This window comes from Thalassospira tepidiphila MCCC 1A03514, assembly GCF_001662875.1.
Taxonomy (GTDB): domain Bacteria; phylum Pseudomonadota; class Alphaproteobacteria; order Rhodospirillales; family Thalassospiraceae; genus Thalassospira; species Thalassospira tepidiphila.
The window spans coordinates 307111-332796 of sequence record NZ_JPVZ01000002.1 but is presented as its reverse complement, the minus strand read 5'-3'; the positions used below and the strand labels follow the sequence as shown (position 1 = coordinate 332796).

Genomic DNA, 25686 nt, shown 5'->3' with positions numbered 1-25686 from the left:
CACACCAGATCGGCGTCATTGCTGTTAAACGGGATCTTCGATGTCAGCCAAAACCTTTGTTGCGCTTCGCGTTGACTGTAACGCCGCCACCGCCTTTGACCAGTTCACAGGCGACATTGATCACTGGTGGAAACAGGGGCCGCGCAACCGCCTGCTTGGCAATCGTCCGGGCATCATGGAATTTGGGACGGAAAATTGCGTGCGCTATTTGCAGGAAGTCGACAAACGCCGCCCGGATTTCATCGTCCGTGCCGGTAAGGTCACCAAATGGGAGCCCGCCAAGCACCTGAGTTTTGAGTGGAACTGGCCGATGGCCGATCCCAAGGAACCGGCGACATTGGTCGATATCCGATTTAGCGGGCAGGGCGATTACACCCGTATCACGTTGGAACATCTTGGTCTTGAAAAGCTGTCCATGGCCCATCCCGGGCGCAATGGCCTGAATGACAACCGCTTCAAGCCGATGATGACCCATTACTGGCAGGCGCATCTGGTATCATTACGAAACCGTATCAAACTTCTTTCAAGCCGCTCAAGCCCGGCCTGACCCGGCAAAATCAAGCCCGGCCAGCAATTCTGTCAGCCAGTCGACAAATACCCGCACACGCGCCGAAAGCTGCCGGTTTTGCGGATACAGCACCGAAACCGGCATCGGATCGGGCGGGCAATCAGGCAGGATTTCAATCAGTTTGCCGGATTTAAGGTCATCGGCAACGCGATAGCGCGGCACCTGGACAATCCCCAATCCGGCGGCGGCACAGGCGGCATAGCTGTCCGCGCCGGTCACTGAAATACTGGCCGGCAGCATGATCTCGCACAGCTTGCCATCTACCCTGAAATCAAGCGGGATCGGCTTGTCATCGGCACCGGATAAAAAACAAACCATCTGGTGCCCCTGGCCTTTCAGGTCGGCAAGGGTTTCGGGCATGCCAATGCGGGCAATGTAATCGGGGCTGGCAACGGTGGCCTCGTGCAAAAGCGCCAAGCGCCGCCCGATCATCGATGAACTGGCCAGATCGCCACTGCGCAGCACGCAATCAAAGCCCTCATGCACCAGATCGACAAAACGATCACCATCGGCCAGAACCAGATCGATCCCCGGATAGCGACCCCGAAAATCGCCAAGGGCCGGGATGATAAAGGTCCGGGCCAGCGTGCCTTGCAGATTAACCCTAAGCAACCCTTTGGGATCGGCATTGGTAAAGCTGCCATCGGCTTCTTCCAGATCGGCCAGAATCCTTACACAGCGTTGGTAGTAGGCATCCCCGTCACGGGTCGGGTTCACGGTGCGCGTCGTGCGTTCAAGCAACCGGGTGCCCAGCCGTTCTTCCAACCGCTGGATGGAATTGGTCATGGTCGCGCGCGGGATCAAAAGATCGCTCGCCGCCTTGGTAAAGCTTTTGCGCTCTACCACGCGCACGAAATTGCGCATTTCCTCAAACCGGTCCATTCGCCATCCTGATTGTTATTCAATTTCGAATAATGATGTCGAATATAACCTAATTATCCAAAAAGTCATCTTGGGCATAGTGGGCCCATGCCCTTGAGGCCCCCGTAATCACCAAGGAGACTTTTGATGTCTGCCAATCAAAACAAAACCGCCATCATCACCGGCGCATCGCGCGGCATTGGCGTGGCGCTTGCCAAACGTCTGGCGGCGGATGGCTTTAACGTTGTCATCAACTATGCCAGCTCTGCCGGCCCGGCAGAAGAACTGGCTAATTCGCTCAAATCCCAGGGCCACAACGCCATCGCGATCAAGGCGGACATTGCCCGGCCGGATGCGGTTAAGGCCCTGTTTGACAAAACCATCGCCGAGTTTGGCGGCGTTGATGTCATCGTCAATAACGCCGGTGTCATGACGACCACCCCGATTGCCGACATGGATGATGCCACCTATGACGCGATGATGGACATTAATGTACGCGGCACCTTCAACATGCTGCGCGAAGGCGCAAAACACCTTCGTGACCATGGCCGGGTGATCAATTTCTCGACCACCGCCCTGCATCTCAAGCTGCCGGGTTATGCCGTTTATAACGCCACCAAGGCCGCGGTCGAGGCAATGACAGGCGTTTTCGCTAAGGAACTGCGCGGTCGCCAGATCACGGTCAATGCCGTTGCCCCGGGCCCGGTGGCAACCGAACTGTTCCTGAACGGCAAGACCGACGAACAGATTGCCAACTTCGCAAAGATGCCACCGCTTGAACGGCTTGGTGAACCTGATGACATCGCCGGTGTGGTGTCGTTCCTCGCCGGGCCGGATTCCGGTTGGGTCGATGGACAGACCATCCGTGCCAATGGCGGTCTTGCCTGACCTCCACAAACCCTGCTTGCCGGGGTCCCTGGTTTGATATCGGCATGATTTCCCCCATCCCCGTGCCGGTCTTTGGCTTTGGGCCCCGCATTACCGGCAATGACGCCGTCTGCTGTACAAACAGGCGGCGTCATTGCCATATTGCCTTGATCCCCGGCTTTGCCCATGATGGCCCGCCATCAGCAAAGGGATCCCGCAATGTCGAACGCCGCCGCCACCACAAAATCCGATGACATCACATTCCGTTATGCCACCCGCGATGATTTGCCTGCCATCGTTGCCCTTCTGGCCGATGATGAAAAAGGCAAAACCCGCGAGGAACCTGGCGATCCGCTTCCGGATGCCTATTACGCCGCGTTTGATGCCATGGCATCCCAGTCAACCGATGCGCTGCCCAACAAATATCTTCTGGCCATCAAGGGCACGGATATTGTCGGCTGTTTGCAGCTGACCCTGATCGCCGGATTGTCGCGGCGCGGCCAACTGCGCGCCCAGATCGAAGGGGTGCGGGTGGCAAGTACCGCCCGCGGTCAGAAGATCGGCGAAAAACTGATCACCCAATCCATTTCGATTTCGAAATCACTTGGCGCGGCATTGATACAATTCACCACGGATAAAACCCGCAAGGATGCTCATCGCTTCTATGAACGGCTTGGATTTGTCGCCAGCCACGAGGGCATGAAGATGGCTCTTGGTACCCAGTAGGGCCTTGTTTTCTGCCAGATTGCGCACACGCAAATACGTCGGGCGCATTTCGTGATAGGGTCTGATGATTGTTGGCCTTACGGCTGCATCCATCGAACGGAGGACCATCATGAACTTGAGCGAATTACAAGATCTGGCCCGTGAACGCGGCTTTTCGCATGTTTTCAGCGCATCGGAAAACCATGTCACATGCGATGGCAAACAGGCGAAATACAGCGCCGATGATTTGACCATTATCGATTCCCGTTCTGTCGATGCCGGAACCGACCCGGGCGATGACGCCACCCTTTACATGATCGAGGCCAGCGATGGCACGCGCGGTATGCTGATTGTGCCCAACAGCTTTGATACCGACCGCAACAAAGCCGACCTGATCGACAGTCTTCGCCGCAAGCACACCTGATTTCGGAACAAGCAGCCAGGATTTGCGTTTTGCCTTTATCAGACAATTTTTGATCGAGGAGGCCCGCAATGACCTTGGCTGATCTTCAGGCAAACGCCAAAGAACACGGTTTTGAACATCATTTCATGGCCGAGGAAGGCGGTGTACGCAGTGACGGCACCGGCAAGCTTTATACCCCGGACGAGCTGCGCCTTGTCCATTCCAACAGCACCGACCAAGGCACCGATCCGGGTGACGAGGCAACGCTGTTCATGATCGAGGCCAATGACGGCACCAAGGGTGTGATGATCATGGCCGATGCATTTCATGCCGATCCGCACAAGGCCGAAATCATCGATGTTCTGCGCCGTAATCGGGCTGCGTAATCAATTGCGTTGAACGCCACCTCGCACGTTCCCACATTCACAAATGGACACGTTGCCGGGTGGCATTTCGCAAAATGAACACAAATAAGCGCCCGAAGCGACATAAAGGGTAGGCAGTTTATGCGCCATCCACTTTACCAAGTGGGGCATTTCATTCGATGTCGGACTTTTTGCCTTTCATTCGCGCCTGGGTCACCGATCCCAGAAAAATATCCGCCATTTCGCCCTCAAGCCCGGCGCTGGCGCGGCTGATCACATCCGAAATCAACACCCAAAGCACCCCGGTTCTGGAACTTGGACCGGGGACAGGTGTGTTTACCCGTGCACTTCTTGATCGCGGCTTGCGCGAAGATGACCTGACATTGATCGAAGCTGGTCCGGATTTCTCCCGCCTGCTTTCCGAACGCTATCCCAGGGCCCGCATCCTGCAAATGGATGCTTGCCGTTTGGGTAAAAAGGGCCTGTTTGGCGCCGGTGAACTGGCAAGCGCGATTAGCGGCCTGCCGCTTTTGTCGATGTCACCGCGCCAGATCATGGGCATCTTGTCGGGCAGTTTTGAATATCTGCGCGAAGACGGCGCATTTTACCAGTTCACCTATGGCCCGCGCTGTCCGGTGCCAGACGCCATCCTGGCCCGGCTTGATTTGCAGGCAACGCGCATCGGCACCACGGTACGCAATGTCCCGCCCTCGTCGGTCTATAAGATCGAACGCAAAAGCCGCCCGGAAATGCTCAGCGAAGTCCGCAAATCCGCCTGAAACGCACAAAGGGGCACCAACGGTATGGTGCCCCTTTTTCTGTATCATCGCCGTTTAAGGCCGATGGATGCGTTTGTTGATCACCACAAATGATGAACGTGCGGGGCGATGCGTTGCTCATAGATGTTGCGCAACTCACCGATCACCTCTGAGGGCAGGGGTGCCACATCACTTGCCGCTGCGTTCGCCGCGGCCTGGGCTGCATTCTTTGCCCCCGGGATCACAACACCAACGGCTTCTTCCATCAAAATCCAGCGCAGGGCGAACTGCGCCATGGTGATATTGTCGGGAACCAGCCGGCGGATTTCCTCAACAGCTTCAAGCGCAACGTCAAACGGCACACCGGCGAATGTTTCGCCTTTGTCAAACGCCTCGCCGTTGCGGTTAAACGCACGGTGGTCGTCTGCGGCAAAGGCGGTGTCCTTGGTCATCTTGCCGGTCAAAAGGCCCGATGCCAGCGGCACACGGACGATCACCCCGACATTTTTTGCCTTTGCCTCGCGGAAGAAAAGTCCCGACGGGCGTTGGCGGAAGATGTTGTAAATGATCTGAACCGAGGCCACACCGGGATATTCGATGGCTTTGAGGCCTTCTTCGACCTTCTCGACCGAAACACCGTAATTGCGGATTTTCCCGGCGGTGACCATCTCCTCCATCACCTCGAACACATCGGGGCGATAGAAAACCTCTGTCGGCGGGCAATGAAGCTGCACCAGATCAAGACAATCCGTCGCAAGGTTCTTAAGGCTGCGTTCAACAAAGGCTGTCAGGTTCTGCTTGTTGTATCCCTCGGACACATGCGGATCGAGCCGACGTCCGGCCTTGGTTGCGATGAACGGACGTTCGCCACCGCGTTCTTTCATGACATCGGCGATGATTTTTTCCGACCGGCCATCACCGTAAACGTCGGCGGTATCGATAAAAGTCGTGCCGTTATCAAGGGCGGCATGCAGGGCCGCGCGCGCGTCAGCCTCTGAAACATCGCCCCAGGCGCCACCAATGGCCCATGCTCCGAAACCGACTTCCGAAACCGTGCGGCCCGTCTTCCCAAATTTTCTGTAGTTCATATATCTTTGCTCCTAAGGCATTAACTGGCCGCCATTGACCTCGATGATCTGGCCTGTGATGTAGCCGGCCATGGCGTTCGAGGCGAGAAACAGGAACGCCCCGACACATTCATCCGGGCGGCCCACGCGGCCCATCGGTACTGTTGCGCTTTGCGCGGCCAAAACATCGGCCGGTGTATAGCGGTCATGAAACGGCGTCTGGATAAGACCCGGCGAAACGGCGTTCACGCGAATGCCGTCTGCGACAAATTCCTTTGCCTGTCCGCGTGTCAGGCTGCTGACAAAGGACTTTGCCGCCGCATACAGCACAGCACCACCCCCGCCACCATTGCGCGCGGCAATCGATGTCGTGTTGACCACAAAGCCGTTTTCCGACGCTTTGAGGTAAGGATACGCCGCCACCGTGGCTTCCCAGACCGATTTGCCATTGAGCGCAAAGACACGGTCAAGATGCTCGGGCTCCACCTCGGTGGTCGGCACCCGGCCCAGCATGCCACCGGCATTGTTGATCAGGCCATCCAGCCCGCCAAGCATCCGGGCAGCTTCCCTGACAACTTTCGTCGGTGTACCCGTTTCACTCATATCGCCCTGAACAGCTACGACATGCTCGGGAAACTCTGCCTGAACGGCGCGTGCTGCATCACGGCTTTCATTATAGTGAAGCGCAACCTTGGCACCCTGCGCGGCAAACCCCCTGACAATCTCGGCCCCGATCCCGGTCGAGCCCCCGGTTACCAAAACACGCCGCGACATCAGGTCTGGAATCCTGACTGCCTGAATATCACTCATCGCATTCCTCCGGCTGAATTGTCTGACTTTTGGCCAGATTACTTGTTGCACCGCCCCGTGTGGTGTGGTTTTTCATGAACTGAAATCATCCACAAAGTGAATAGAGCTCAACTTGGCTGGAATCGACCGCGCAGAGTTTGCTGATCTACGCCTGTTTCTGGCAATTGTCCGCCGCCAGAGCTTCAAGGCTGCGGCCATTGAATTCGGGCTTTCGCCCTCGGCTGCAAGTCACGCGATCCGGCGCCTCGAAAGCCGCCTTGGCGTAAAGCTGATCAATCGAACCACCCGATCGATCGTGGCAACCGAACTGGGTCAGGACCTTGCAACCAAGCTTGCCGAGGGCTTTGATAAACTTGATGAGGCCCTTCAGACGCTGGATGCCCCCGGTGCCGCCAGCTTTGGCGAGGTCCGCATCAACGCCTTTTCCGATGCCGCACACCTTCTGATCGCCCCGGCACTGCCGGAATTTGCCAAAACCTTCCCCGACGTCAGTCTCAGCATAATCGTTGAAAACCGGCCGATTGACATTGTCGCAGAGGGATATGATGCCGGCATCCGGTTCGGCCATCTGGTCCCCGAAGACATGGTTGCCGTCGCACTCAGTGGACCGCAGCGCTGGGTCGTGGCCGGCGCGCCGGATTACCTTGCACGCCGCGGAAAACCTGAAACCCCCGAAGATCTGCGCAATCACGCATGCCTGCAGCTTCTTCTGGGCGACAATTCGCCGTTTCCCTGGGAACTTGGCATTGGCCCCGATCAGAAAAGCTACCGCGTGCCGGGCCATATCACCATTCAGGACACGGCAACCACAATCTCGGCCGCCAAGGCCGGGCTTGGACTGGCCTATTTGCTGGAATCGCGCATTGCTGATGACCTTGCCAGCGGACAGCTTGAAATCGTGCTGGAAGACCATGCATCATCTGATGATCCCTTCCATATGTATTACAGCAGCCGCCACAACAATCATCCGGGCTTGCGCGGCCTGATCAATATCATCCGCAAACAGAACGGCCTGTCGCGCATATGATCAAACCCGGGTCGCCCAGTGACGGGGGATTAGCGCCGATAGACCATCTGGCGGTAATTCAGCGCCTCGGCAATATGGCCGCGCTTGACGGCCGCACTTCCGGCCAGATCGGCAATCGTGCGGGCCACCCGCAAGATCCGGTGATATCCGCGGGCTGACAACTTCATCTGGCGGGCTGCATCCTGCAATAATCCACGGCCCTCGGCATCAAGCGCGGCGGCATCCTGCAGGACTTCACCATCGGCCAGTGCATTGGTCGATATGTTTTCGTTTTTATATCGCAACATTTGCAATTCACGGGCCAGAAATACGCGTTCGCGCACTGCCTGACTGGTTTCGCCTTTGGCCGGTAAATCAAGGTCTTCGGGCTTGACGGCGGGTACTTCGATCTGAATATCAAACCGGTCCAGAAGCGGCCCTGAAAGCCTGGCCTGATATTCCTCGCCACAGCGTGGCGCACGCGTGCAGGCCAGTTCATTATCCCCAAGATAACCACACCGGCACGGGTTCATCGCCGCAACCAATTGCACACGTGCCGGATAGGTCACATGTGCATTGGCGCGTGCAACCGATACCTGCCCGGTTTCAAGCGGCTGACGCAGCGCATCCAATACATTGCGCTGAAATTCCGGCAATTCATCCAAAAACAGAACGCCATTATGGGCCAGTGAAATCTCGCCCGGCTTGACCCGATGCCCCCCACCGACGAGGGCGGGCATCGAGGCAGAGTGATGAGGCTGGCGGAACGGTCGGGTTCGGATCAAGCCACCTTCAGGTAACATTCCGGATACGGAATGGATGACCGTGGTTTCCAGTGCCTGTCTGGCATCAAGGTCGGGCAAAATGCCCGGCAAGCGGGCCGCCAGCATTGATTTCCCCGACCCCGGCGGTCCCGACATCAAAAGGTTATGGCCCCCGGCTGCTGCGATCTCAAGCGCACGTTTCGCACTTTCCTGTCCCTTAATATCGCGCAGATCACCATGGAAATCATTGATCTCGTCTGCGTCACGCCGGATCGGGCGGGGCAGAATTTGCGTGCCTTTGAAATGATTGATCAGGGCCACAAGGCTTGCGGGCGCCAGAATCTCAAGATCACCGGCCCAAAGGGCCTCCGCCCCGTTGGCGTTCGGACAAATGATGCCGCATTCCTGCATCCCGGCTTCCATGGCGGCGGGCAAGACACCGCCAACCTTGGTGATGCTGCCATCAAGCCCCAATTCACCCAGTACCAAGAACCGTTCGATATCGTCATGGCCGATGACATCCATCTCGGCCAGAATGCCCAGCGCAATCGGCAGATCGAAATGCGACCCTTCCTTCAGCAAATCAGCCGGGGCCAGATTAATCGTGATGCGTTTGGGCGGCAGGGCCAATCCCATGGCCGAAAGCGCGGATCGCACCCGTTCACGGGCCTCGGACACCGCCTTGTCGGGCAGGCCAACGACCGTAAAGGCCGGAAGGCCACTTGCCATTTGCACCTGCACGTCAACAGGGATCGTTTCAATCCCGGCAAAGGCAACTGTGGTAACCCGCGCTGTCAATTTGCCTGACCCCCATAACCCCAAGTTGCATTACTTTGACGGGAAACCGGGGGCAAGGCAACATATCGTTTACGGGCAATCACTTGGCGTTCCGTTTAAGCCCGTAAATACCATGCTGCTATGTCAGGGTCCGTTCATTAAGAGAACACAATGATACCAAACGCTGGCAACGCCAACCCCTGTCAGGTCGGCAGATTGATCGCATGGCTCAAATTGGCTTATGCCGGTTGTAGGCCGGATGTTCCCACCCGGGTCTGACGCAGGTCGCGCCCCGGTGACACATTGAAAAGGCGGCTATATTCACGGGTAAACTGCGGCACGCTTTCATAACCGACTGCATAAGCAGCATCGGCGATTGCCGTGCCTTCGGCCATCATTCTTCGCCGTGCCTCGATCAGGCGAAGCTGCTTTTGGAATTGCAGGGGCGAAAGCGTCGTTGCCGCACGGAAATGCTGGTGAAATGACGAAATACTCATGCCTGCGGCCTCGGCAAGGTCATTCACCCGAAGGGTCTCGGCAAATTGCGCACGAATCAGCGCCACCGCGCGACTGATACGCTGGGCATGGCTGTCTGCGGTTCCCAGCCTGCGGATCGCAGTGCCATGTGACCCTGACAGCATCCAGTAATGCATTTCACGAAGCAGGCCGTCGCCAAGGACCGAAATCGCCCCCGACCGGTTCAGAAACTGCATCAATCGGGTTGCCACATCTTCGACATGGGGATCAAACCGCTCGACAGAGATCGGCCCGCCTTGCCCGTGCGGAAGGCCGATTGCCGCCGCAATATCGGCAATCATCGACAGATCAAGTTCAAGAATCAGCGCGTAATAGGGCGCCGCAACGCTTGCCTTGGAAATCTGGCTGACGGTCGGCACGTCTGCAGAAATCAAAAGCGCATCGCCCGGACCAAGATCAAATGTCTCCGCCCCCATTGTCACCAGTTTGCGTCCCTGAAGCACCATCGCGACAAGTGGCCGGTTGATCGCCACCTGAAGCGCACCGGGATAGAGAACCCGCACCATCGAAAGGCCGGGCACCGGTGTTTGGGCCACACCGGACTGGTCTGCATGCGCATCGGCATAGCGCCGAACAAGATCAAACAGGGTTTGCACTATCAGCCTTTCATTGCTCACACAGGTCTTTTGGACAAGTCGATTGGATTAATAGGTAAGCATATGACCCAATATTGCAATTCCTTTTCCATCATTTGGATAAACAGGCAAAATTCATAGACAGACAGGCAACAACTGCCTTCAAGACAGGCGTAGGTTTGCGGCATCGATAAACCTGAAAGGAAACATCATGTCGAAAATTTCCATGATCACCGGTGCCAACCGTGGACTTGGCCGCAACGCCGCCATCAGCATTGCCAAGGCGGGTAATGATGTCATCGTCACCTACCGTGGCAACGAAGCGCAGGCCCAGGAAGTCGTCGAAGAAATCCGCGCCCTTGGCCGAAAGGCCGTTGCGCTGCAACTTGATGTCACCAAAATCTCGACCTTCCCGGCCTTTGTTGCCACCCTGAAAAAGGCCCTGTCCGAAATCTTCGGACGCGACAGTTTTGATCATCTGATCAACAATGCCGGCCACGGCGAAATGACACCGTTCGCCGAAACCACTGAACAACAGTTCGACTCCCTGTTTGATGTCCATGTCAAAGGCGTGTTCTTCCTGGTCCAGGCGGTTTTGCCGATACTTGCCGATAACGGACGCATCATTACCTATTCTTCGGGGCTGACACGCGTGTCCTTCCCGGGCTTTTCCGCCTATTCCGCGGCAAAGGGTGCGATTGAAATTCTGACGGTCTATCTGGCCAAGGAACTCGGCGAACGTGGCATCACGGCCAATTGCGTTGCCCCGGGCGCGATCGAGACCGACTTCCTTGGCGGTGCAGTCCGCGATACCCCCGCCTATAACGAGGCCTTTGCCAGCATGACCGCCCTTGGCCGGGTCGGTTTGCCCGATGATATCGGTCCGATGGTTGCAAGCCTGCTGCGCGATGACAATCGCTGGGTCACAGCCCAGCGTATCGAGGTTTCAGGCGGTCAAACGATCTGATCCCACTCACGTATCCAGCTCTTAATTCCCCTGAACCGGGGCGATTAAAACAAACAACCCGGCACATCAGTCTGCGTGCCGGGTTGTTCCTATGGTTTTAAATTCAACGGAATCCGGTCCGGATCACTTTCTAGTCTGTCAGGATATCAAAAGGCGAAAGCGTGAAAACATTTCGTTTTCGTAATCGACTGATTTCTCAAATTCCGCCCCGATCCGCCTAAGCGCCGCAAGCTTTGTGCGGCTGGGTGGCAACAGGAATGTCACCGACGAAATACGCGGATCGGATCGGGCAAATTCAAGCGCCTTGTGCGTGATTGCCATGCCAAACCCGAAGCATTCGGGCCGCAGCACCAGCCCATAATCCCAGTCATCGCCTTCTTTCTGAAACCCGCCCCAGCCGACATAGGTGCCATCATAAAAGATCGCCCAATGCCCCAGACCATCGCGTTGCCAATAGGCTTTCTTGGCCGCCATGAACCGGGCGACGTCATCCTGATCCCACCGACCGTTTAGCAACGGCATATGCTCCGCCATTCGCGGATCGGACATATGGGCAATCAGGGTTGCGGGCGGGATATCGTCAAGCGAACCAAACGAAATCGCATCGGATCGGGTTGTCATCGGGCAAGACCAAACTCAGGCAAAGAAAAAGGCGCAAGAACCATCGGTTCATAGCGCCCTTCATCGGCCACTTTGTCAATCAGGCCCAACGGCATCGGCCATCACATTTGCGATAGCAGCTTAGTCCGAGGTTTCGTCATCCGTTTCGCGCGGCGGAAGGAATTCCTTGCGGCACGGCACGGCAACCTCATCAACCACGGTCCAGCCGAAATTGCGGAACTTGCCGAAACTGGCCTTTTTCATGGTGATGCCGCTTTCCTTGTGTTTGCGCACTTCCTTGGGGTCTTCGCCCTCAATCCGTTCAGCACGGACCCAGGCGCGTTCACGCATGGCTTTGGTAATGGTCGGTTCGGTCATCGGCTTTTCGCAATTCAATCTTCAAAAGGCGGCGATAGCATGTCTGGCGGCGTTTGTCGCAGGTAATCGTTGGATTTTCTGATCAATCACCGTCATGGGGCAGGTGGAAGGTGGTCTCGGTGAAGGATTCACGTTCCGACATGATCGCCATCCAGTCGCGCACCCGCACCGGGATATCAAACCGCCGGTCCGGCCAGCGGAAATCAATGTAATAAAGCGCAATCAGCACCGACCAGGTGCCAAGATGCGGCTCCTCGGTGCGAAGCGCAGGAAGGCCATCGAGGATCGCCTCAATACCGGATGTAATCGCCTGCGCCTGTCTCTCCATTACGATTTCGGAACGATCACCGTCTTCGCGTTGGGAATCGGCATAAAGCCGGGCGGTTGCTGCCATCATGCCATCGGCCAAACCCTGCCATTTCAATGCACTGAGGCGGGTCGGGCCGCTTTCGGGGATAACACCCTTTGAAATGCCCTGGGATTTGGCAAGTTGGTCAAGATAATCACAGATCACGGCCGATTCAAAAACCGCCATGCCATCCTCAAGGATCAGGGTCGGCACTTTGGCAAGCGGGTTATGGGCACGCAGCGCCTCATCCGTCCACGGATCAATCAGGATCTCGCTGATCTGTTTTTCCAGACCCAACTCACGCAAGACAACGCGCACCTTGCGCGAGAAGGGTGAAGTCGGCGCGTAATAAAGCTGCATCTTGACTTCCAGTTGTGACGTTAGCTGAAAAACTCGGTCCTTTGTGTGCCGTTCGATGTTCACACATTCTATCGTATATCGTCGATGAACTGTTTTGCAATGCGATACGAAATCTTGGCAGCCACAGCCTTAACTATTTTGCTGATATTCTGTGTTATAAGAAATCCGAAGACTATGAGATTACTTGCTTTAAAAAATACATTCAGCAAACCTTTTCCTTACTAAATATTGACAAAATACACAGATTCGCACATAATGAAGATTCAAAAACTTCTAGTGGGGAATTAGGAGGTCAAATGCTTGATAGACTTAAAGAACTAGCGCGACTCGACATAGCGATTGGTTCGTCTGATCCTAGCGTGACCGATGCGACTGATCCCGTCAGCCCGTCCGCACAACTTAATAATTTTGTTCCAATATCAGGTTTTGCTGATTACACTCCGATAACAGTGAGCTCTAAAACTCAACCATTGGGTGTGCATGCCAACTTGGAACGAGATAAACGATGAGATTGATGCATCAGAAGATGCAAACGCGCACGATACCGTGCGGCAAAAATACATCGTTAAACTAGCTAAGCTTACAAATCGCGAAACGATAGGCTACTACTCAGGCTTCCTTCAGAAACGTGATGGAAGCGGAAGAATTCATCCTGAGTGCGCAATCAACGACCACGACATGAACGGCTTTATGGCCGTCATTCATGGTCTGGAGCGTGATCGCGGATTAGACCTCATTTTGCATACACCTGGTGGTGATATCGAAGCTACACGATCATTAGTTTCGTATCTGCATCGAATGTTTGGTTACGATATCCGGGTAATTGTCCCGCATATCGCGCAATCTGCTGGCACGATGATTTCTTGCGCTGCAAAAGAAATCATCCTTGGTAAGCATTCGTTTCTTGGTCCGACTGACCCTCAGATCAATGGTGTGCCCGCGATGGGCATTCTGACAGAAATTGACCGAGCAATTACCGAAATCAAAGAGAACAACCTGAAAAAGCTTGTCTGGGATCACGTATTTTCAAAATTTCATCCCTCATTCATTATGAACTGCGAACGCGCAGTTGAGGGCACAAAGGTGATGGTTAAAGAATGGCTTGAAAACAACATGTTTTCAGCTGAGAAAGATAGTGAAAACCTTGCAAAAAATGCTGTAGAGCAATTAATGAACTACAGCGGAACATCCGGTCATAACCAACACTTCTCAGTAGAAGATGCTCAAAAAATGGGCTTGAAAATAATTGAACTAGAAGATGATCAAGACCTTCAAGAGAATGTTTTGAGTGTTCACCATAGCTACATGGCATCTTTTGCAAGAAGTACAGCCATTAAAATTATAGACAACTCGATCGGTAACAGTTGGACTATTGGGAATCAGTGATTTCTGGTCAATAGTGGCACTAAATATGCAACTTTGGCGTCCAGCCAATTCCTTCGAGATGCCAGTTGGCATGCCAGTTGGTGTCGTTGCGTGACAGTGTAAGGTAATTTCGCGCCGCACAATAGGTACCTTTGCGTTCCGGCAGCGGTTTTAACTCTGTCGGCCGCCCCGGAAGCGGGTTCTCCCCGATCCATGCCAGAAGGCCCAAAACCCTGGCAAAGGTTGCGGGTGGTGCGGTGTGCGAAATGCCCGATGCCACCAGTTGATGGATGGTTTTGCCCTTGGTTTCAAAGGTGCCCCGGGTTGCGACATGGATTTCCCCCGAAAGCAGGGTGATCTCATGGTCGTGCTCGTTGGCGATTTCTTCGATCAGCTCAAGGAAACGGCACCATTCGCGCCGGTGCCAGCGGCTTTGCCACTGATCGCGCAGGTCATCCTCGTATTTCTGGGCACGGGGGGAAAGATGCAACACCATCTCGATCAACGATAGTCGCGGCCCTATCACCGGTACACTCGACATCAGAAGAATACGATTGCCATCCGGCACGGTTTTGAGCATCTCGGGCAAATCGCGCCAGCCATGCGCCCCCATCACGTCATTTGGTGTCCGTTCGGATCGCAAATCGGGCGCAACAATACTGACCCCCGGAAAATCGGTGCGCCAGCCAAGGCTTATGCCCTCACGATCCTTGACCATGTCAGGCAAATCATCGGGTGTGCAGCCAAGCTGCATCAGGCAAAAGGCCTGGCGTGCGCAGTCAAACATGCCCTTGGCAACGGCACTGCCCTGAAACCACTTCTTGTGACTGCCCCAGCCATCAAAAATGTCATGGTCATCCCACATCATCAGCGACGGCACGCGCGCCAGCATGTGGCGGATCTGCGGTTGGCCATAAATCGCCAGATAATGATCAAGGTAGAATTTCAAAACGGCATCGCGCATGATATCGGAAAAGGCGGTCGCCAGCCGTTCACTGCGCCCGGCCTTGTCCCAGGCAATGATATCCTCGTGGCATTCCCAGACGCCGTCGGCGTAAATCTGATCGCCGCCATGCAGCAAAAGCGAGAAGGGCTGCTTTGCGTGCTCTTTGCCCAAATCCGTCCAGAGCGCATTGCGGTCTTCAAGCGGCCGGTCCAGATCGCCGTCTTCCTGACCGTTGCACGACACAAACCCGATGCGAAGATCACCCCCAAGATCGGTGCAAACTTCATATGTTTCGTTTCCGAAACTATATGTCGCAACCCGGTTTGACGGCAGTTCAAAATCAAACCGCCAATAGCTTCGGCCAAACAGGCTGGCAAGCTTTGACGGCGCAATGACATCACGGCCATTAGCCCGAAATTCCGGGATTTCTGCATCATCATCGGCAACCACAAGGGCGGCGAGCTTTGCCGTCTTGGCATCAGCACCCCGGGCAAACAGGAACGGCCCATAAAGATCCTGATCGGTGATTTTTGTCGCCTCGGAGCTGGTCATGCGCTGTTACTACCTGCCAAAATGATGTGAACTTGACCCTTGAAACATACGTTTGATCGCCGCGTTAGTTCCAGCTTAGCGGAACCGGACGGCGACGGCATCGTCAAAGTCACACATCAGGCGGACTTAAAAAAGGCAAGCAGCATGAGGGACTTGTCGCTATCATCAACGGGTTAACCGCAAAAATTGGAGAAACCCAGTGACTGCACAGCGCCCCAAAGCCATTCCCACCGTTCAGGTTGATGACGATGCCGTCAAGGTGACCGAATGGCACTTCCCGCCCGGCTCCGAAACCGGTGATCATGTTCACGGCATGGATTATGTCGTCGTCCCGATGACGACTGGCACCCTGACCATTGTTAACGACGACGGCACAACGTTTCCGTCCGACATGACCGCCGGGAAATCCTATGCCCGCAAGACCGGCGTGTCCCATAACGTCATTAACAACAATGACTTTGCCATCACCTTTGTCGAGGTCGAGGTCAAGGCGCGCTGATCAAAGCGCTGATCAAGGCCGGGCTCAAGCCCCACAAAATCACCCAACAAAAAGGGCAGGTGATGATCACCTGCCCGATTTCGTTTTAGTGATATGAGGATGGCCTAGCCAAGTCGCGTCTCAATCGCATCCCAGATCAGGCTTTCCAGCTTGGAGCCGTCAAAGCGGTTGATCTCCTGAAGACCGGTCGGCGAGGTGACGTTGATTTCCGTCATGTAATCGCCGATCACGTCAATCCCGACAAAGATCAGATCGCGTTTCTTAAGCTCCGGCCCGATGCGATCGCAAATCTCGCGTTCGCGCGGTGTCAGCATCGATTTCTCGGCCACACCGCCGACATGCATGTTTGAACGTGCTTCACCCTCGGCCGGCACGCGGTTGATCGCGCCCACCGGTTCGCCATCAACCAGAATGATGCGTTTGTCGCCCTTGCGCACATCGGGCAAATAGGCCTGCACCATCAGCGGTTCGCGCGACTGTGCAGCAAACAGTTCCAGCAGCGAATTCAGGTTCTCGTCACCGGGTTTGAGGTGGAACACGCCCGCCCCGCCATTGCCAAACAGCGGCTTGACGATGATGTCCTTGAATTCTTCGCGGAATTCCTTGATGCGGGCTGCCGACCGCGTGATCAGGGTCGGCGGCATCAGATCAGGGAACTCGGTGACAAAGATCTTTTCCGGCGCATTGCGGACATGGCCCGGATGGTTGACCACAAAGGTTTCCGGGTGGATCGCCTCAAGCAGATGGCTCGCGGTGATATAGTTCATGTCAAACGGCGGATCCTGACGCATCAGGATCACATCTGTTTCGCGCGCCAGATCAATCACCCGTGCTTCGCCCAGATCATGGTGGTTGCCATGTTCGTAGCGCAACGTCATCGGGCGGACTTCCGCCTTGATCCGGCCCCGGTCATAGAACATGTCATCGGGATGATAATGCAAAAGGTCATATCCCCGCGCCTGGGCTTCAAGGCCCATGACAAAGGTCGAATCCCCCTTGATGTCGATGCTCTCGATCGGGTCCATCTGGATGGCGACGATACGGCTCATTAAACGTGTTCTCCTGCTTGCCGGTGGTCAAATGACCTGCAATTAAGGCTCAAAACGGCCAATTAAGGTCATTTGCGGGCATGGCTTGACCCGGCTGGCCTTCCCGGCCAAATGATGCGATATGTTACTCGCAGTGAGTGGTTACTATTTGGCACGATTTTTATCATCCGCCATTCACCTTCTGCAATCGCCATGATTGCGATCAACGAATTGTTACGAACACCGGTAAGACACATGACCCGTTTGAACCAAGAACCGAAGACTCGCTGGAAATTGTTTGGCAAGAAAGGCCGCGCCGTTCTTGCGGCAAGTGTCATTGCATCCGCCATCGGTCTTGGTGCCGTCACCAGTCTGACCCTGTTGCCAAGTACAGCCCATGCGCAAGCAAGCGATCAGATCACGCCTGAGATGATCGAAAAGATCGAAAACTATCTGGCCGGGATCACGACGCTCAAGGCCGAGTTCGTTCAGATTTCATCGGATGGCGGTGCGGCCGAAGGCGATCTTTATATGGAACGCCCCGGCAAGATGCGGTTTGAATATAACCCGCCGGCCCAGATCCTGCTGGTCTCGACCGGTCATGATTTCATCTATTATGACAAGGAAATCAACGCACCGACCTATTTCGACATTGATGAAACCCCGGCCGGGATCATCCTGGCGGAAAACATCTCGCTGACCGACAAGGTCAAGATTGTCGATTATCGTCGCACGGCCGAAACTGTCCGCGTTGAACTGGTGCGCAAATCCGATCCGGGTGCTGGAAGTGTAACCCTGGTGTTCACCGAAAAGCCGATGCAGCTGCGTCAGTGGAGCGTCAAGGACCCGACCGGGGTCGAGACCACGGTCACCCTGTTCAATACCGAAGAGGGCATGCAGCTTGACCCGGAACTGTTCAAATTTGAACGCATCTGGCCAAATCAGCGCAACTAGGCCAAAAATTTTTCCCATCCGATTTTGATGTCTTTGAACCGCCCGTAAACCGGTGCCGGATCAAGAATATTTTCTGATTCAACTGCTTGGCCAAGTGGTGAATGTAATTGTGATTTCGTAACGAAATCACCGCAGATTGGAATCAGCGAAAAGTTTCAAAATTTGTCGGCTTTTTCGGGCCCAAACCCATGGCACGGACGCCCTGTGCTTCCTATATGTGAGTCTGTCACAAGGTTCCCCTAAACGACGGGAACCCGGTGTGAGGAAAAGGTCTCCCCTACCTTTCCTCACGCTCCAGATTATCGGAGCGCTGGCGTCCGGTTCTCCCCCCTGGCCGGACGCCTTTTTTTTGCCTGATGCCTGCGATAGATGTCGCATTCTTGGGAAATCTGCAAAGCCACCCCCTGATTTCACAGGCTGTTAATTTTAATTGCCTACTAAACTAATGCATGATTCCCTTGCGGATATATTCCGCACACTCGACATATGACAGGACAGGACCGACATCTTCCATGATCAATGACTTTCTGAAATCCGTTGCGCAGTTTTCCGACCCGCGTTTTCGCAAAGTTGTGCTGATCGGTGTTGCCGGTGCGCTGGCAACCATTGTCGGGTTGTGGGTCCTGATCTGGTTTGGCCTGAATTCCGTCACCTTCTTCACTGATGGTGGCTGGCTTGAAACCGCCGTGGACTGGCTTCTGGGCATTGGTCTGACGCTTCTTGTGCTGTTGCTGTTTCCCGCGGCCACGGTCCTGATCTCGAGCCTTCTGCTCGATCAGATTGCCGACGCGGTCGAAGACAAGCACTATCCGACCCTGCCCGATACCCGTCCACAGCCGATCATTGATGCGCTGATCAGCGGTCTTAAATTCGCCCTGACGGCTTTGGCGCTTAACATTCTGATTTTGCCGCTTCTTCTGGCCGGGCCGCTCTATGTAATCGCGTTTTACGGGATGAATGGCTATCTTTTGTCGCGTGAATATTTTGAACTGGTTGCCGCACGCCGCTATGATGCGCGGACGGTTGAGGCCATTCGCAAAAGCCGCCAGAAAAAGCTTTGGATTGCCGGGGTCGGTTTGACCTTCCTGATGACCATTCCCTTGGTCAATCTGGTCGCACCGATCATCGCCACCGCCTTTATGGTCCACTATTCTGTGCGCCTTGGCACCTATGTGCCCGAGACCGCCTGACCGGTAACCGCAAGGCCGATACACCTAGACCAACATCGAAACTGCAACTCTAAGGATCTGGTCATCCCATGTTTGGAAAGAAAAAAGCCAACAAAACAGTCGACAGAAGTGCGACTTCGTCAGATACATCTCGCCTGGATGGATCAGACAAGCTTTCCGGGACGATGACCTCGGCCTCTGATGCTGCATCTGACAAAGCCAGCGAAACCCGCACGTTCGAAAAAACAGAAAAACGAACAGAGCCGCGGCTCTTCACCCAACCGCGCACAAAGGATGAACCGCAAATGTCCAGCAAACCGCACTCCACCAACTTCCGCCCGGAAATCCCGAAGCGCCCGCTTGAAATCCCGACCCGCGGCAGTTCCGGTCGCCCGGGAGGATCGGGTAGCCACTCTTCCGAGGGCAAGAAACTGACAGTTGGTCGTGACATCACGCTCAAAGGTGAAATCGGTTCCTGTGACGTTCTGGTCGTCGAAGGCGTTGTCGAAGCCCAGATCAAGGAATGCTCGCGCCTCGAAGTTTCCGAAGGTGGCAGCTTCATCGGTTCTGCCCAGGTGGATGAGGCCGAAATCAGCGGCAAGTTCGAAGGTGAACTGACGGCTGGCCGTGTGGTTGTCGTCCACTCGGCTGAAATCAGCGGCAAGATCACCTATGGTGCGCTTCAGATCGAAAATGGTGCCCGCATCAAGGGCGAGCTGGAATATGTCGAAGGCGCTGACACCGGTATAAGCCGCGGCGGCAGCACCGGCGCAATCACCATCCCGCGCAAATCTGACGATTCCTGATTTTTAGCGCGCATGATTGCCCTGACCCAAACCTCACCCCGAACAGACGTCACCCGTCCATTCGGGGTGATTTTGCTTCTGGCGCTCATTGCCATGGGTCTTTCGGCCTGTGGCGGCGGGTCTTCAGTGCCACCGGGTTCGACAAACACCAATTACGGCGAGCTTAATACCAAGGGCAACGTCACCACGACCCAGCCCGAAGCCCGCAGGCGGCCGGAAAATTCTAAATCACGCACCACAACGGCCGCCATACCGTTCAAGCCGGTGCCCAACGCATCGCTCAAGGGTCTGTCAGAACCGGAAGTCGAAGCCAAAATCGGCGAACCGGAAATGATCCGCGGTGAAGGTGACATCCGCGTCTGGCAATACAGATCCGATCAATGTTCGTTTGATGCCTTCTTTGCCCCGGCAACCGAAGGCGCGCCTCGTGAACTCCGTCACATGCTGGCGCGCATGCGGCGCGGAAATCAGCCGATCACGGTTCAGGATTGCCTCGATCAGGTGGTCAAAAAGAATCTCGCTCGCGGCTGACATCTGCCGATCAATTTTAGTGTTGTGACAACGGTTTACCGGCAATCCCGTCAAGAAGCGCAACACCACCCATGGCGGGCGTCCGGCGTCATCCACAGAATAATTTGTAAAATTTGCCTGTATGCGCCCGGTTGGACGCATTCCTTGGTTTAATCTTTACCTTTTGGCGGCAATCTCGGAAAACGAGCCTCATAAATTTGCCATATCCTTTGGATTTTATGCGTCCTAACGTGGTCCGGTCGGACCGATCCCGAAACTTCAGACACGATACGCGACCTCATGAAAAAACACGCCCATCGTCTCGTCAGAAATTCGTTTGCCGCCGCTTTTGGCGCGGTTGCCTGTCTGCTTGCGCTTGGTTTTGCGACCAATGTGGCACAGGCCCAGAACTCCCCGCAGCTGATTGATGTTTACGGCAAGTGGGAAGCCTACACCTATTCCGAGGATGGCCAGAAAGTCTGCTATATGGGCAGCCAGCCGACCTCGGCCAAAGGCGACTACACCCAGCGTGGCAAAATCTATGTCATGGTCACCCATCGCCCGGCACTCAAGCTGCTTAATGAAGTCAGCTTCATTACCGGCTATACCTACAAATCGGGCAGCGAGGTTGATCTTCGAATCGATTCCAAAAGTTTCAAGCTGTTCACCCATGATGACTCCGCCTGGGCGGTAAACAGCGAAGAAGACCGCAAACTGGTCAGCGCGATGAAAGCCGGATCGACCATGGTTGTGGTTGGCTATTCGTCACGCGATACCAAGACCACCGATACCTATTCGCTGTCGGGCTTTACCAACGCCTATAACGCGATTTCAAAGGCTTGCAACACCAAGCCGGTCAACTGATCCTAGCTGATCAAACCGGTTGGTGGGGCCGTCACAGCCTGCTTTGCAACCGTGATTGCAATGCTGTGATAGCTGCAATGTGAAATTTATCGTTTCTAAATCGACCCGGCCCCGCTATATGCGGGGCCAAGCATTTTTGCATCATTTCTGGTATAGTCCCGCTGACGCCAGAACAAGACGGCCAAAAAGCTGTCTGGCAAACCCACACTACGCAAAAGAGAGAGCCCGGGATGACCGACGTCCTGACCGAAAACGCACCCCTGACCGATGCCCCTGCCAAGCAGGATGGGCCGTCGCTGTCCGACTTCGTTTCGCGCGCCGCCAATGGGCAGGCTGCCGACGGGCGTCGTGATCTGGTCGGCATCACCCGCGAAGAACTGACCGAACTCATGGCTGGCATGGGCGAAAGCAAGTTCCGCGTCAAACAGCTTTGGAACTGGATCTATAACCGCGGTGTTACCGACATCGAGGACATGACCAACATTTCCAAAAAGCTGCGCGATCGCCTGGCGCAGGATTTCTATGTCGGGCGTCCGGTTTTGACAGCCGATCAGAAAAGTACTGACGACACCCACAAATGGCTGATGAAGTTCCATGACGGCAACGAGGCCGAGACGGTCTATATCCCTGATCGCAACGAAGATCGCGGTGCTGTCTGCATTTCATCGCAGGTGGGTTGCACGCTGACCTGCAAATTCTGCCACACCGGTACCCAGCTTCTGGTGCGTAACCTGACCCCGGGCGAAATCGTCAGCCAGTTCATGGTCGCGCGCGACAGCTACGGCGAATGGCCGACCCCGGCCAATGGCATCCGTCGCCTGTCAAACATCGTCATGATGGGCATGGGCGAGCCGCTGTTTAACTATGAAAACGTTCGCGATGCCCTGCGCATTGCCATGGACGGCGAAGGTATTTCGATCTCGCGCCGCCGCATTACGCTTTCGACCTCGGGCGTGGTGCCGGAAATCGTGCGCTGTGGCGAAGACCTTGGCGTTGGTCTGGCGATCTCGCTGCATGCGCCTGATGATGATCTGCGCAACGAAATCATGCCGATCAACAAGAAATACCCGCTAAAAGAACTGATGGATGCGTGCCGGAACTATCCGGGCATGTCGAACGCCCGTCCGATCACCATGGAATATGTCATGCTGAAAGGCGTGAACGACAAACCCGAACATGCGCGTGCGCTGGCCAAACTGGTCAAAGGCGTTCACTGCAAGTTCAACCTGATCCCGTTCAACAAATGGCCGGGTTCGGATTACGAATGCACGCCGACCAACGATATCAAGAAATTCGCGCAAATCCTGCTTGATAACGGCTACGAAGCGCCGATCCGCTGGCCGCGCGGCCGTGATATTCTGGCCGCCTGTGGACAGCTCAAATCCGAAAGCCAGCGCCAGCGCAAATCACGCGTTGGCAGCACCGGTGACGCAGGTGGTTGCGGCAAATCGGATGCCGACAATGAAGGCATCGTTGCCGCCCAGTAAGTCTGGCACCATTGCAATTCAGATCAACACCGGATGGCCTTGCTGTCCGGTGTTTTTCTTTGCGCTGTCCCTGTTTCAGGTCCCTGCGCCGAAATGTCCAAAAAACGCGATTTAGATCGTCTGTTTGATCTTGTTCGGTATTTTTGTCGTAATTATCAGATCCAACGCAATTCCGGCTTCTTGTCTGATCCCTTGTCGGGCGTATGGATGTCATCAACATTGACGCTTATGGCAAGAATACCGCCAAGGCCGCCTTCGGTCATTTCCGACAATCGAATGCCAATCCAGTCCTGATCAAGGCCGCGCACATAGGTGTCGCGCGCCGCCAGATCGGTGAAATCAATGGTGATGGCGTGGGTAAATCCCTGGCTAAGGCCGCTTCCGGTCATCTTTGCCCCGCCGCAAAAGGCCAACGCGCCCGGCACTGAAAAGGCGACCTTTTCAAGTTCGCCGATCATGGTGTCGATGTCGCTTTGCGCGATGTGGCTTGGGATCTGCAGCAACACAATATGACGGATCATGAAGTGCCCCCTGTCTGAGTATCCGCATCCTGCCAGCTTGCCGGATCGATGCTGTTGGGCAACAGGACATATTTCCGGCCCTGCCGGTTCATGTGGCCAGCATAAAGGGCCGCGTCCTCGCCCGGGCCAAAGAAGATGTCACCGCGCACCGGCCCGCGAATGGCCCCACCGGTATCCTGGGCCACCATCAGGCGGCGGAATGTGCGGTCCGCATTCATCGGATCGCTGGTTTCAAGCCAGACCGGGACCCCCATGGCATGGAACCTGCGATCCACCGCCAATGACCGGCCGGGCTCCAACGGCACCCCTTGCGATCCCAGCGGACCCGCTTCGGGGTCATTCGGATCAACCTTAAGCGGCTGGAAAAACACGTAGGATGCGTTGGTATTCATCACCGCATCGGCTTCGCCCGGATTGTCATGCAGCCATTTGCGGATCGATTGCAGCGATACGGTTTCGCGCGTCAGCACCCCGCGCGCGATCAGTTCCCGCCCGATGGCAAAGTAAGGATGGCCGTTGGTCGCGGCATAGCCCACCCGAAGCACGCTGTCATCAGGCAGAACCACCCGACCAGACCCCTGAATTTGCAGGAAAAAAGCATCCACCGCATCATCGACCCAGACCAGTTCAAGATCGCGGTCTGATAACGCCCCTTCCTCGATCGCTTCGCGGTCGTAATAGGGTTTGATTGCATCACCCGCGATCCGCCCGACCAGTTTGGTGCCTTTCAGATCCTCGCGAAAATCGCCAAGATCGATCGAGACCATGTCATTGGGCTTCAGATAAAGCGGCGTCTGATACGCGCCGCCACGGGTCAGCTGGCCTTGCAATTCCGGCTCGTAATAGCCGGTAAAAAGGCCCTCGGCCGTATCGCGATTGCCACTGAGATAGGGTCTGAAACCGCTTTCAAAGAATGCACGCGCGTCTTCCTTGCGAAGGCTTTCAACATCAAGCGAAACCGCGGTTTCGCAACGATCGCGCCACTGGCCAATCGTACCCATGCGCGGGTCAGGCCCGACGGGTTTGTCATCACTGCGTCTTAGCATCGCCTGGCACGACCGGGCAAAGGCCCGCACGGTGCCGCGCATATCATCGGTCTGCCAGCCATCAAGATCGGCAAACGTCGCCGGGCGCAGGGTCAGTTTGTCTTCCACCTCGGCCGGGGGTTCGATCTGTCCGGTGATTTGTGGCCAAAACATCCAGATCAGGGCGGCAGCCGCACCGACCAGCACAGAAACAAGGGACAGGCTGCGCGATAAAACCAGTCGTCTTTTCAAGATGGAAACCCGTAATTAGCCAATTCGAACGTCACCGTTTTTGTAACGGTTCTACGAAAACCCGATTTTGCCCCTGACATGCTTAACAAGCCGATAATTGCGCATGCTCGTTACCATGCGGACATGAAAAAAGGCGACCCGGTTTATCGGATCGCCTTTGATATGTTTGGTCTTTGCGAAACCCGCGTTAATCGGCGGTTTCTTCTTCCGGGGTTTCGGTCGCAACCAGCTGCCAGTTCGGATCGCGGCTTTCGATATTGCGCGCGAATGTCCAAAGATCTTCAGCCTCGACCACTTTGTTGGGGTCACCATCGACAACATCACCCTCGGCATTGCGAATGACCGAGACTTCCTCGGACACGAACTTGACCGTGACATAGGCGGTGCGGCCTTCAAGGCTGGCGTCATGGATCGACGCGCTCTTGATACCGACCAGGGTGGTTTCCTCGTGCTCGCCCTTTTCAGCGCGGGCATCGATGGCAGCGGCGAAGTTCTTGTAAACCTCGGCCGAAAGCAACGGGTTCAGGCCATCCTTGTCACCCTTGGCAAAGTATTCGACGATCATTTCGAACGCCATGCGCGCGCCATTGAGGAAGTCCTGCTGGGTAAAGTTCGGATCGTGCTTCTGGATCTCCTGCAGGGTTGCAAACGTGCCCGAAGGAACATCTGCCGCATCCTGATCGTTACCGGAGTCCGGCAGGCGATAAACATTATCGGTCTGAGCTGCGGCGTCTTTCTGGCCTTCATTGTCATGAGTCTGACGGCCAAAGATATCGGACGGCCCCTGCTTTTCATTGCCGGTGCGACGGCCAAGCACGCCACGCAAACGCAGCACAAGGAAAACCGCAATCAGAGCGAATAAGAATATATCGAAATACTGCAAGACGGTCTCGTGATCCTAATGGTTTCAAACTGGTTGTCTGTATATCACAACCGTGGTGGAGAGATGGTATGAACTTAACCAAATGCAAGGGCAACTGCCGATTACCCA

The 25686-nt window shown here is 55.4% G+C and carries 30 protein-coding genes; 17 read left to right on the top strand and 13 right to left on the bottom strand.

Going from position 1 to position 25686, the window contains the following annotated elements; genetic code table 11:
• The first annotated feature begins 40 nt into the window (after nucleotides 1-40).
• Nucleotides 41-547 carry an SRPBCC domain-containing protein gene (locus TH4_RS05555; protein ID WP_064780250.1) on the top strand — a complete coding sequence of 169 codons (507 nt, stop codon included), beginning with the start codon at nucleotides 41-43 and terminating at the stop codon, nucleotides 545-547.
• Here TH4_RS05555 and TH4_RS05550 read toward each other — a convergent pair.
• Nucleotides 533-1450, bottom strand: a complete 918-nt coding sequence (locus TH4_RS05550) for a LysR family transcriptional regulator (protein WP_064780249.1) — start codon at nucleotides 1448-1450, stop codon at nucleotides 533-535. The two genes, TH4_RS05555 and TH4_RS05550, sit on opposite strands and share 15 nt — an antisense overlap.
• A gap of 126 nt (nucleotides 1451-1576) precedes the next feature.
• On the opposite strand from TH4_RS05550, the gene TH4_RS05545 reads away from it, so the two are divergent.
• The 5 genes from TH4_RS05545 (at nucleotide 1577) to TH4_RS05525 (ending at nucleotide 4548) form a co-directional block, all read left to right on the top strand.
• Nucleotides 1577-2317 (top strand): SDR family oxidoreductase, encoded by a 741-nt coding sequence (locus TH4_RS05545; RefSeq protein WP_064780248.1) that lies wholly within the window; start codon nucleotides 1577-1579, stop codon nucleotides 2315-2317.
• 198 nt (nucleotides 2318-2515) lie between these two features.
• Complete coding sequence (locus TH4_RS05540; protein WP_083997002.1) at nucleotides 2516-3022, top strand: GNAT family N-acetyltransferase; 507 nt, start codon at nucleotides 2516-2518, stop codon at nucleotides 3020-3022.
• Between the two features lie 109 nt (nucleotides 3023-3131).
• Complete coding sequence (locus tag TH4_RS05535) at nucleotides 3132-3425, top strand: hypothetical protein (protein ID WP_064780472.1); 294 nt, start codon at nucleotides 3132-3134, stop codon at nucleotides 3423-3425.
• A 68-nt stretch (nucleotides 3426-3493) separates the two neighbouring features.
• Nucleotides 3494-3790, top strand: a complete 297-nt coding sequence (locus tag TH4_RS05530) for a hypothetical protein (RefSeq protein ID WP_008888804.1) — start codon at nucleotides 3494-3496, stop codon at nucleotides 3788-3790.
• Nucleotides 3791-3948: 158 nt separating this feature from the next.
• Nucleotides 3949-4548 carry a class I SAM-dependent methyltransferase gene (locus TH4_RS05525; protein ID WP_064780247.1) on the top strand — a complete coding sequence of 200 codons (600 nt, stop codon included), beginning with the start codon at nucleotides 3949-3951 and terminating at the stop codon, nucleotides 4546-4548.
• 80 nt (nucleotides 4549-4628) lie between these two features.
• Here the strand turns inward: TH4_RS05525 and TH4_RS05520 are convergent, their stop codons facing one another.
• The gene (locus TH4_RS05520; protein WP_063086190.1) at nucleotides 4629-5615 is read right to left on the bottom strand and encodes an aldo/keto reductase; all 987 of its coding nucleotides are present in this window, start codon (nucleotides 5613-5615) and stop codon (nucleotides 4629-4631) included.
• A 12-nt stretch (nucleotides 5616-5627) separates the two neighbouring features.
• A complete protein-coding gene (locus TH4_RS05515) occupies nucleotides 5628-6404 on the bottom strand; it encodes an SDR family NAD(P)-dependent oxidoreductase (protein ID WP_064780246.1) in 777 nt (258 codons plus the stop codon).
• 112 nt (nucleotides 6405-6516) lie between these two features.
• Between TH4_RS05515 and TH4_RS05510 the strand changes: the two genes are divergently transcribed.
• Entirely contained in the window at nucleotides 6517-7431 is a 915-nt protein-coding gene (locus tag TH4_RS05510) for a LysR family transcriptional regulator (protein ID WP_064780245.1), read from the top strand.
• 29 nt (nucleotides 7432-7460) lie between these two features.
• Here the strand turns inward: TH4_RS05510 and TH4_RS05505 are convergent, their stop codons facing one another.
• Together TH4_RS05505 and TH4_RS05500 are read right to left on the bottom strand one after the other, a co-directional pair.
• A complete protein-coding gene (locus TH4_RS05505) occupies nucleotides 7461-8972 on the bottom strand; it encodes a YifB family Mg chelatase-like AAA ATPase (protein WP_064780244.1) in 1512 nt (503 codons plus the stop codon).
• Nucleotides 8973-9190: 218 nt separating this feature from the next.
• Complete coding sequence (locus tag TH4_RS05500; protein WP_245227748.1) at nucleotides 9191-10105, bottom strand: AraC family transcriptional regulator; 915 nt, start codon at nucleotides 10103-10105, stop codon at nucleotides 9191-9193.
• Between the two features lie 169 nt (nucleotides 10106-10274).
• On the opposite strand from TH4_RS05500, the gene TH4_RS05495 reads away from it, so the two are divergent.
• Entirely contained in the window at nucleotides 10275-11030 is a 756-nt protein-coding gene (locus TH4_RS05495; protein WP_064780243.1) for an SDR family NAD(P)-dependent oxidoreductase, read from the top strand.
• A 138-nt stretch (nucleotides 11031-11168) separates the two neighbouring features.
• Here the strand turns inward: TH4_RS05495 and TH4_RS05490 are convergent, their stop codons facing one another.
• The 3 genes from TH4_RS05490 to TH4_RS05480 form a co-directional block, all read right to left on the bottom strand.
• Complete coding sequence (locus TH4_RS05490; protein WP_064780242.1) at nucleotides 11169-11651, bottom strand: GNAT family N-acetyltransferase; 483 nt, start codon at nucleotides 11649-11651, stop codon at nucleotides 11169-11171.
• Between the two features lie 120 nt (nucleotides 11652-11771).
• Nucleotides 11772-12008, bottom strand: a complete 237-nt coding sequence (locus TH4_RS05485; protein ID WP_008888791.1) for a hypothetical protein — start codon at nucleotides 12006-12008, stop codon at nucleotides 11772-11774.
• A gap of 82 nt (nucleotides 12009-12090) precedes the next feature.
• Nucleotides 12091-12717, bottom strand: a complete 627-nt coding sequence (locus tag TH4_RS05480) for a glutathione S-transferase (protein ID WP_064780241.1) — start codon at nucleotides 12715-12717, stop codon at nucleotides 12091-12093.
• 14 nt (nucleotides 12718-12731) lie between these two features.
• Here TH4_RS05480 and TH4_RS20760 point away from each other — a divergent pair, with 14 nt between their 5' ends.
• Together TH4_RS20760 and TH4_RS05475 are read left to right on the top strand one after the other, a co-directional pair.
• Nucleotides 12732-13226 (top strand): hypothetical protein, encoded by a 495-nt coding sequence (locus TH4_RS20760; protein WP_167351195.1) that lies wholly within the window; start codon nucleotides 12732-12734, stop codon nucleotides 13224-13226.
• A complete protein-coding gene (locus TH4_RS05475) occupies nucleotides 13198-14103 on the top strand; it encodes an SDH family Clp fold serine proteinase (RefSeq protein WP_064780240.1) in 906 nt (301 codons plus the stop codon). Before TH4_RS20760 ends, TH4_RS05475 begins: the two co-directional genes overlap by 29 nt.
• A gap of 19 nt (nucleotides 14104-14122) precedes the next feature.
• Here the strand turns inward: TH4_RS05475 and TH4_RS05470 are convergent, their stop codons facing one another.
• On the bottom strand, nucleotides 14123-15580 hold the full coding sequence (locus TH4_RS05470) for an alkaline phosphatase D family protein (protein ID WP_064780239.1): 1458 nt from the start codon (nucleotides 15578-15580) through the stop codon (nucleotides 14123-14125).
• Nucleotides 15581-15779: 199 nt separating this feature from the next.
• On the opposite strand from TH4_RS05470, the gene TH4_RS05465 reads away from it, so the two are divergent.
• Nucleotides 15780-16079 (top strand): cupin domain-containing protein, encoded by a 300-nt coding sequence (locus tag TH4_RS05465; RefSeq protein ID WP_008888786.1) that lies wholly within the window; start codon nucleotides 15780-15782, stop codon nucleotides 16077-16079.
• A gap of 104 nt (nucleotides 16080-16183) precedes the next feature.
• On the opposite strand, the gene gshB is transcribed toward TH4_RS05465, so the two are convergent.
• Entirely contained in the window at nucleotides 16184-17128 is a 945-nt protein-coding gene (gene gshB, locus TH4_RS05460; RefSeq protein WP_008888785.1) for a glutathione synthase, read from the bottom strand.
• Between the two features lie 234 nt (nucleotides 17129-17362).
• On the opposite strand from gshB, the gene TH4_RS05455 reads away from it, so the two are divergent.
• The 6 genes from TH4_RS05455 to rlmN all read left to right on the top strand — a co-directional run bounded on the left by TH4_RS05455 (nucleotide 17363) and on the right by rlmN (nucleotide 22897).
• Nucleotides 17363-18061 carry a LolA family protein gene (locus tag TH4_RS05455; protein WP_064780238.1) on the top strand — a complete coding sequence of 233 codons (699 nt, stop codon included), beginning with the start codon at nucleotides 17363-17365 and terminating at the stop codon, nucleotides 18059-18061.
• Nucleotides 18062-18573: 512 nt separating this feature from the next.
• Nucleotides 18574-19251, top strand: coding sequence for an EI24 domain-containing protein (locus TH4_RS05450; RefSeq protein WP_064780237.1), 678 nt, complete (start codon nucleotides 18574-18576; stop codon nucleotides 19249-19251).
• A gap of 284 nt (nucleotides 19252-19535) precedes the next feature.
• Complete coding sequence (locus tag TH4_RS05445) at nucleotides 19536-20036, top strand: bactofilin family protein (RefSeq protein ID WP_231959646.1); 501 nt, start codon at nucleotides 19536-19538, stop codon at nucleotides 20034-20036.
• Between the two features lie 12 nt (nucleotides 20037-20048).
• A complete protein-coding gene (locus tag TH4_RS05440) occupies nucleotides 20049-20567 on the top strand; it encodes a hypothetical protein (protein WP_008888781.1) in 519 nt (172 codons plus the stop codon).
• Between the two features lie 279 nt (nucleotides 20568-20846).
• A complete protein-coding gene (locus TH4_RS05435; RefSeq protein WP_008888780.1) occupies nucleotides 20847-21410 on the top strand; it encodes an invasion associated locus B family protein in 564 nt (187 codons plus the stop codon).
• Nucleotides 21411-21640: 230 nt separating this feature from the next.
• On the top strand, nucleotides 21641-22897 hold the full coding sequence (gene rlmN / locus TH4_RS05430) for a dual-specificity RNA methyltransferase RlmN (RefSeq protein WP_064780235.1): 1257 nt from the start codon (nucleotides 21641-21643) through the stop codon (nucleotides 22895-22897).
• Between the two features lie 155 nt (nucleotides 22898-23052).
• On the opposite strand, the gene TH4_RS05425 is transcribed toward rlmN, so the two are convergent.
• The 3 genes from TH4_RS05425 to TH4_RS05415 form a co-directional block, all read right to left on the bottom strand.
• On the bottom strand, nucleotides 23053-23418 hold the full coding sequence (locus TH4_RS05425; protein ID WP_008888778.1) for a Dabb family protein: 366 nt from the start codon (nucleotides 23416-23418) through the stop codon (nucleotides 23053-23055).
• Nucleotides 23415-24695 carry a murein transglycosylase A gene (gene mltA / locus TH4_RS05420; RefSeq protein WP_064780234.1) on the bottom strand — a complete coding sequence of 427 codons (1281 nt, stop codon included), beginning with the start codon at nucleotides 24693-24695 and terminating at the stop codon, nucleotides 23415-23417. Before mltA ends, TH4_RS05425 begins: the two co-directional genes overlap by 4 nt.
• A 187-nt stretch (nucleotides 24696-24882) precedes the next feature.
• Nucleotides 24883-25578, bottom strand: coding sequence for a Tim44/TimA family putative adaptor protein (locus TH4_RS05415; protein ID WP_008888776.1), 696 nt, complete (start codon nucleotides 25576-25578; stop codon nucleotides 24883-24885).
• Nucleotides 25579-25686 lie beyond the last annotated feature (108 nt).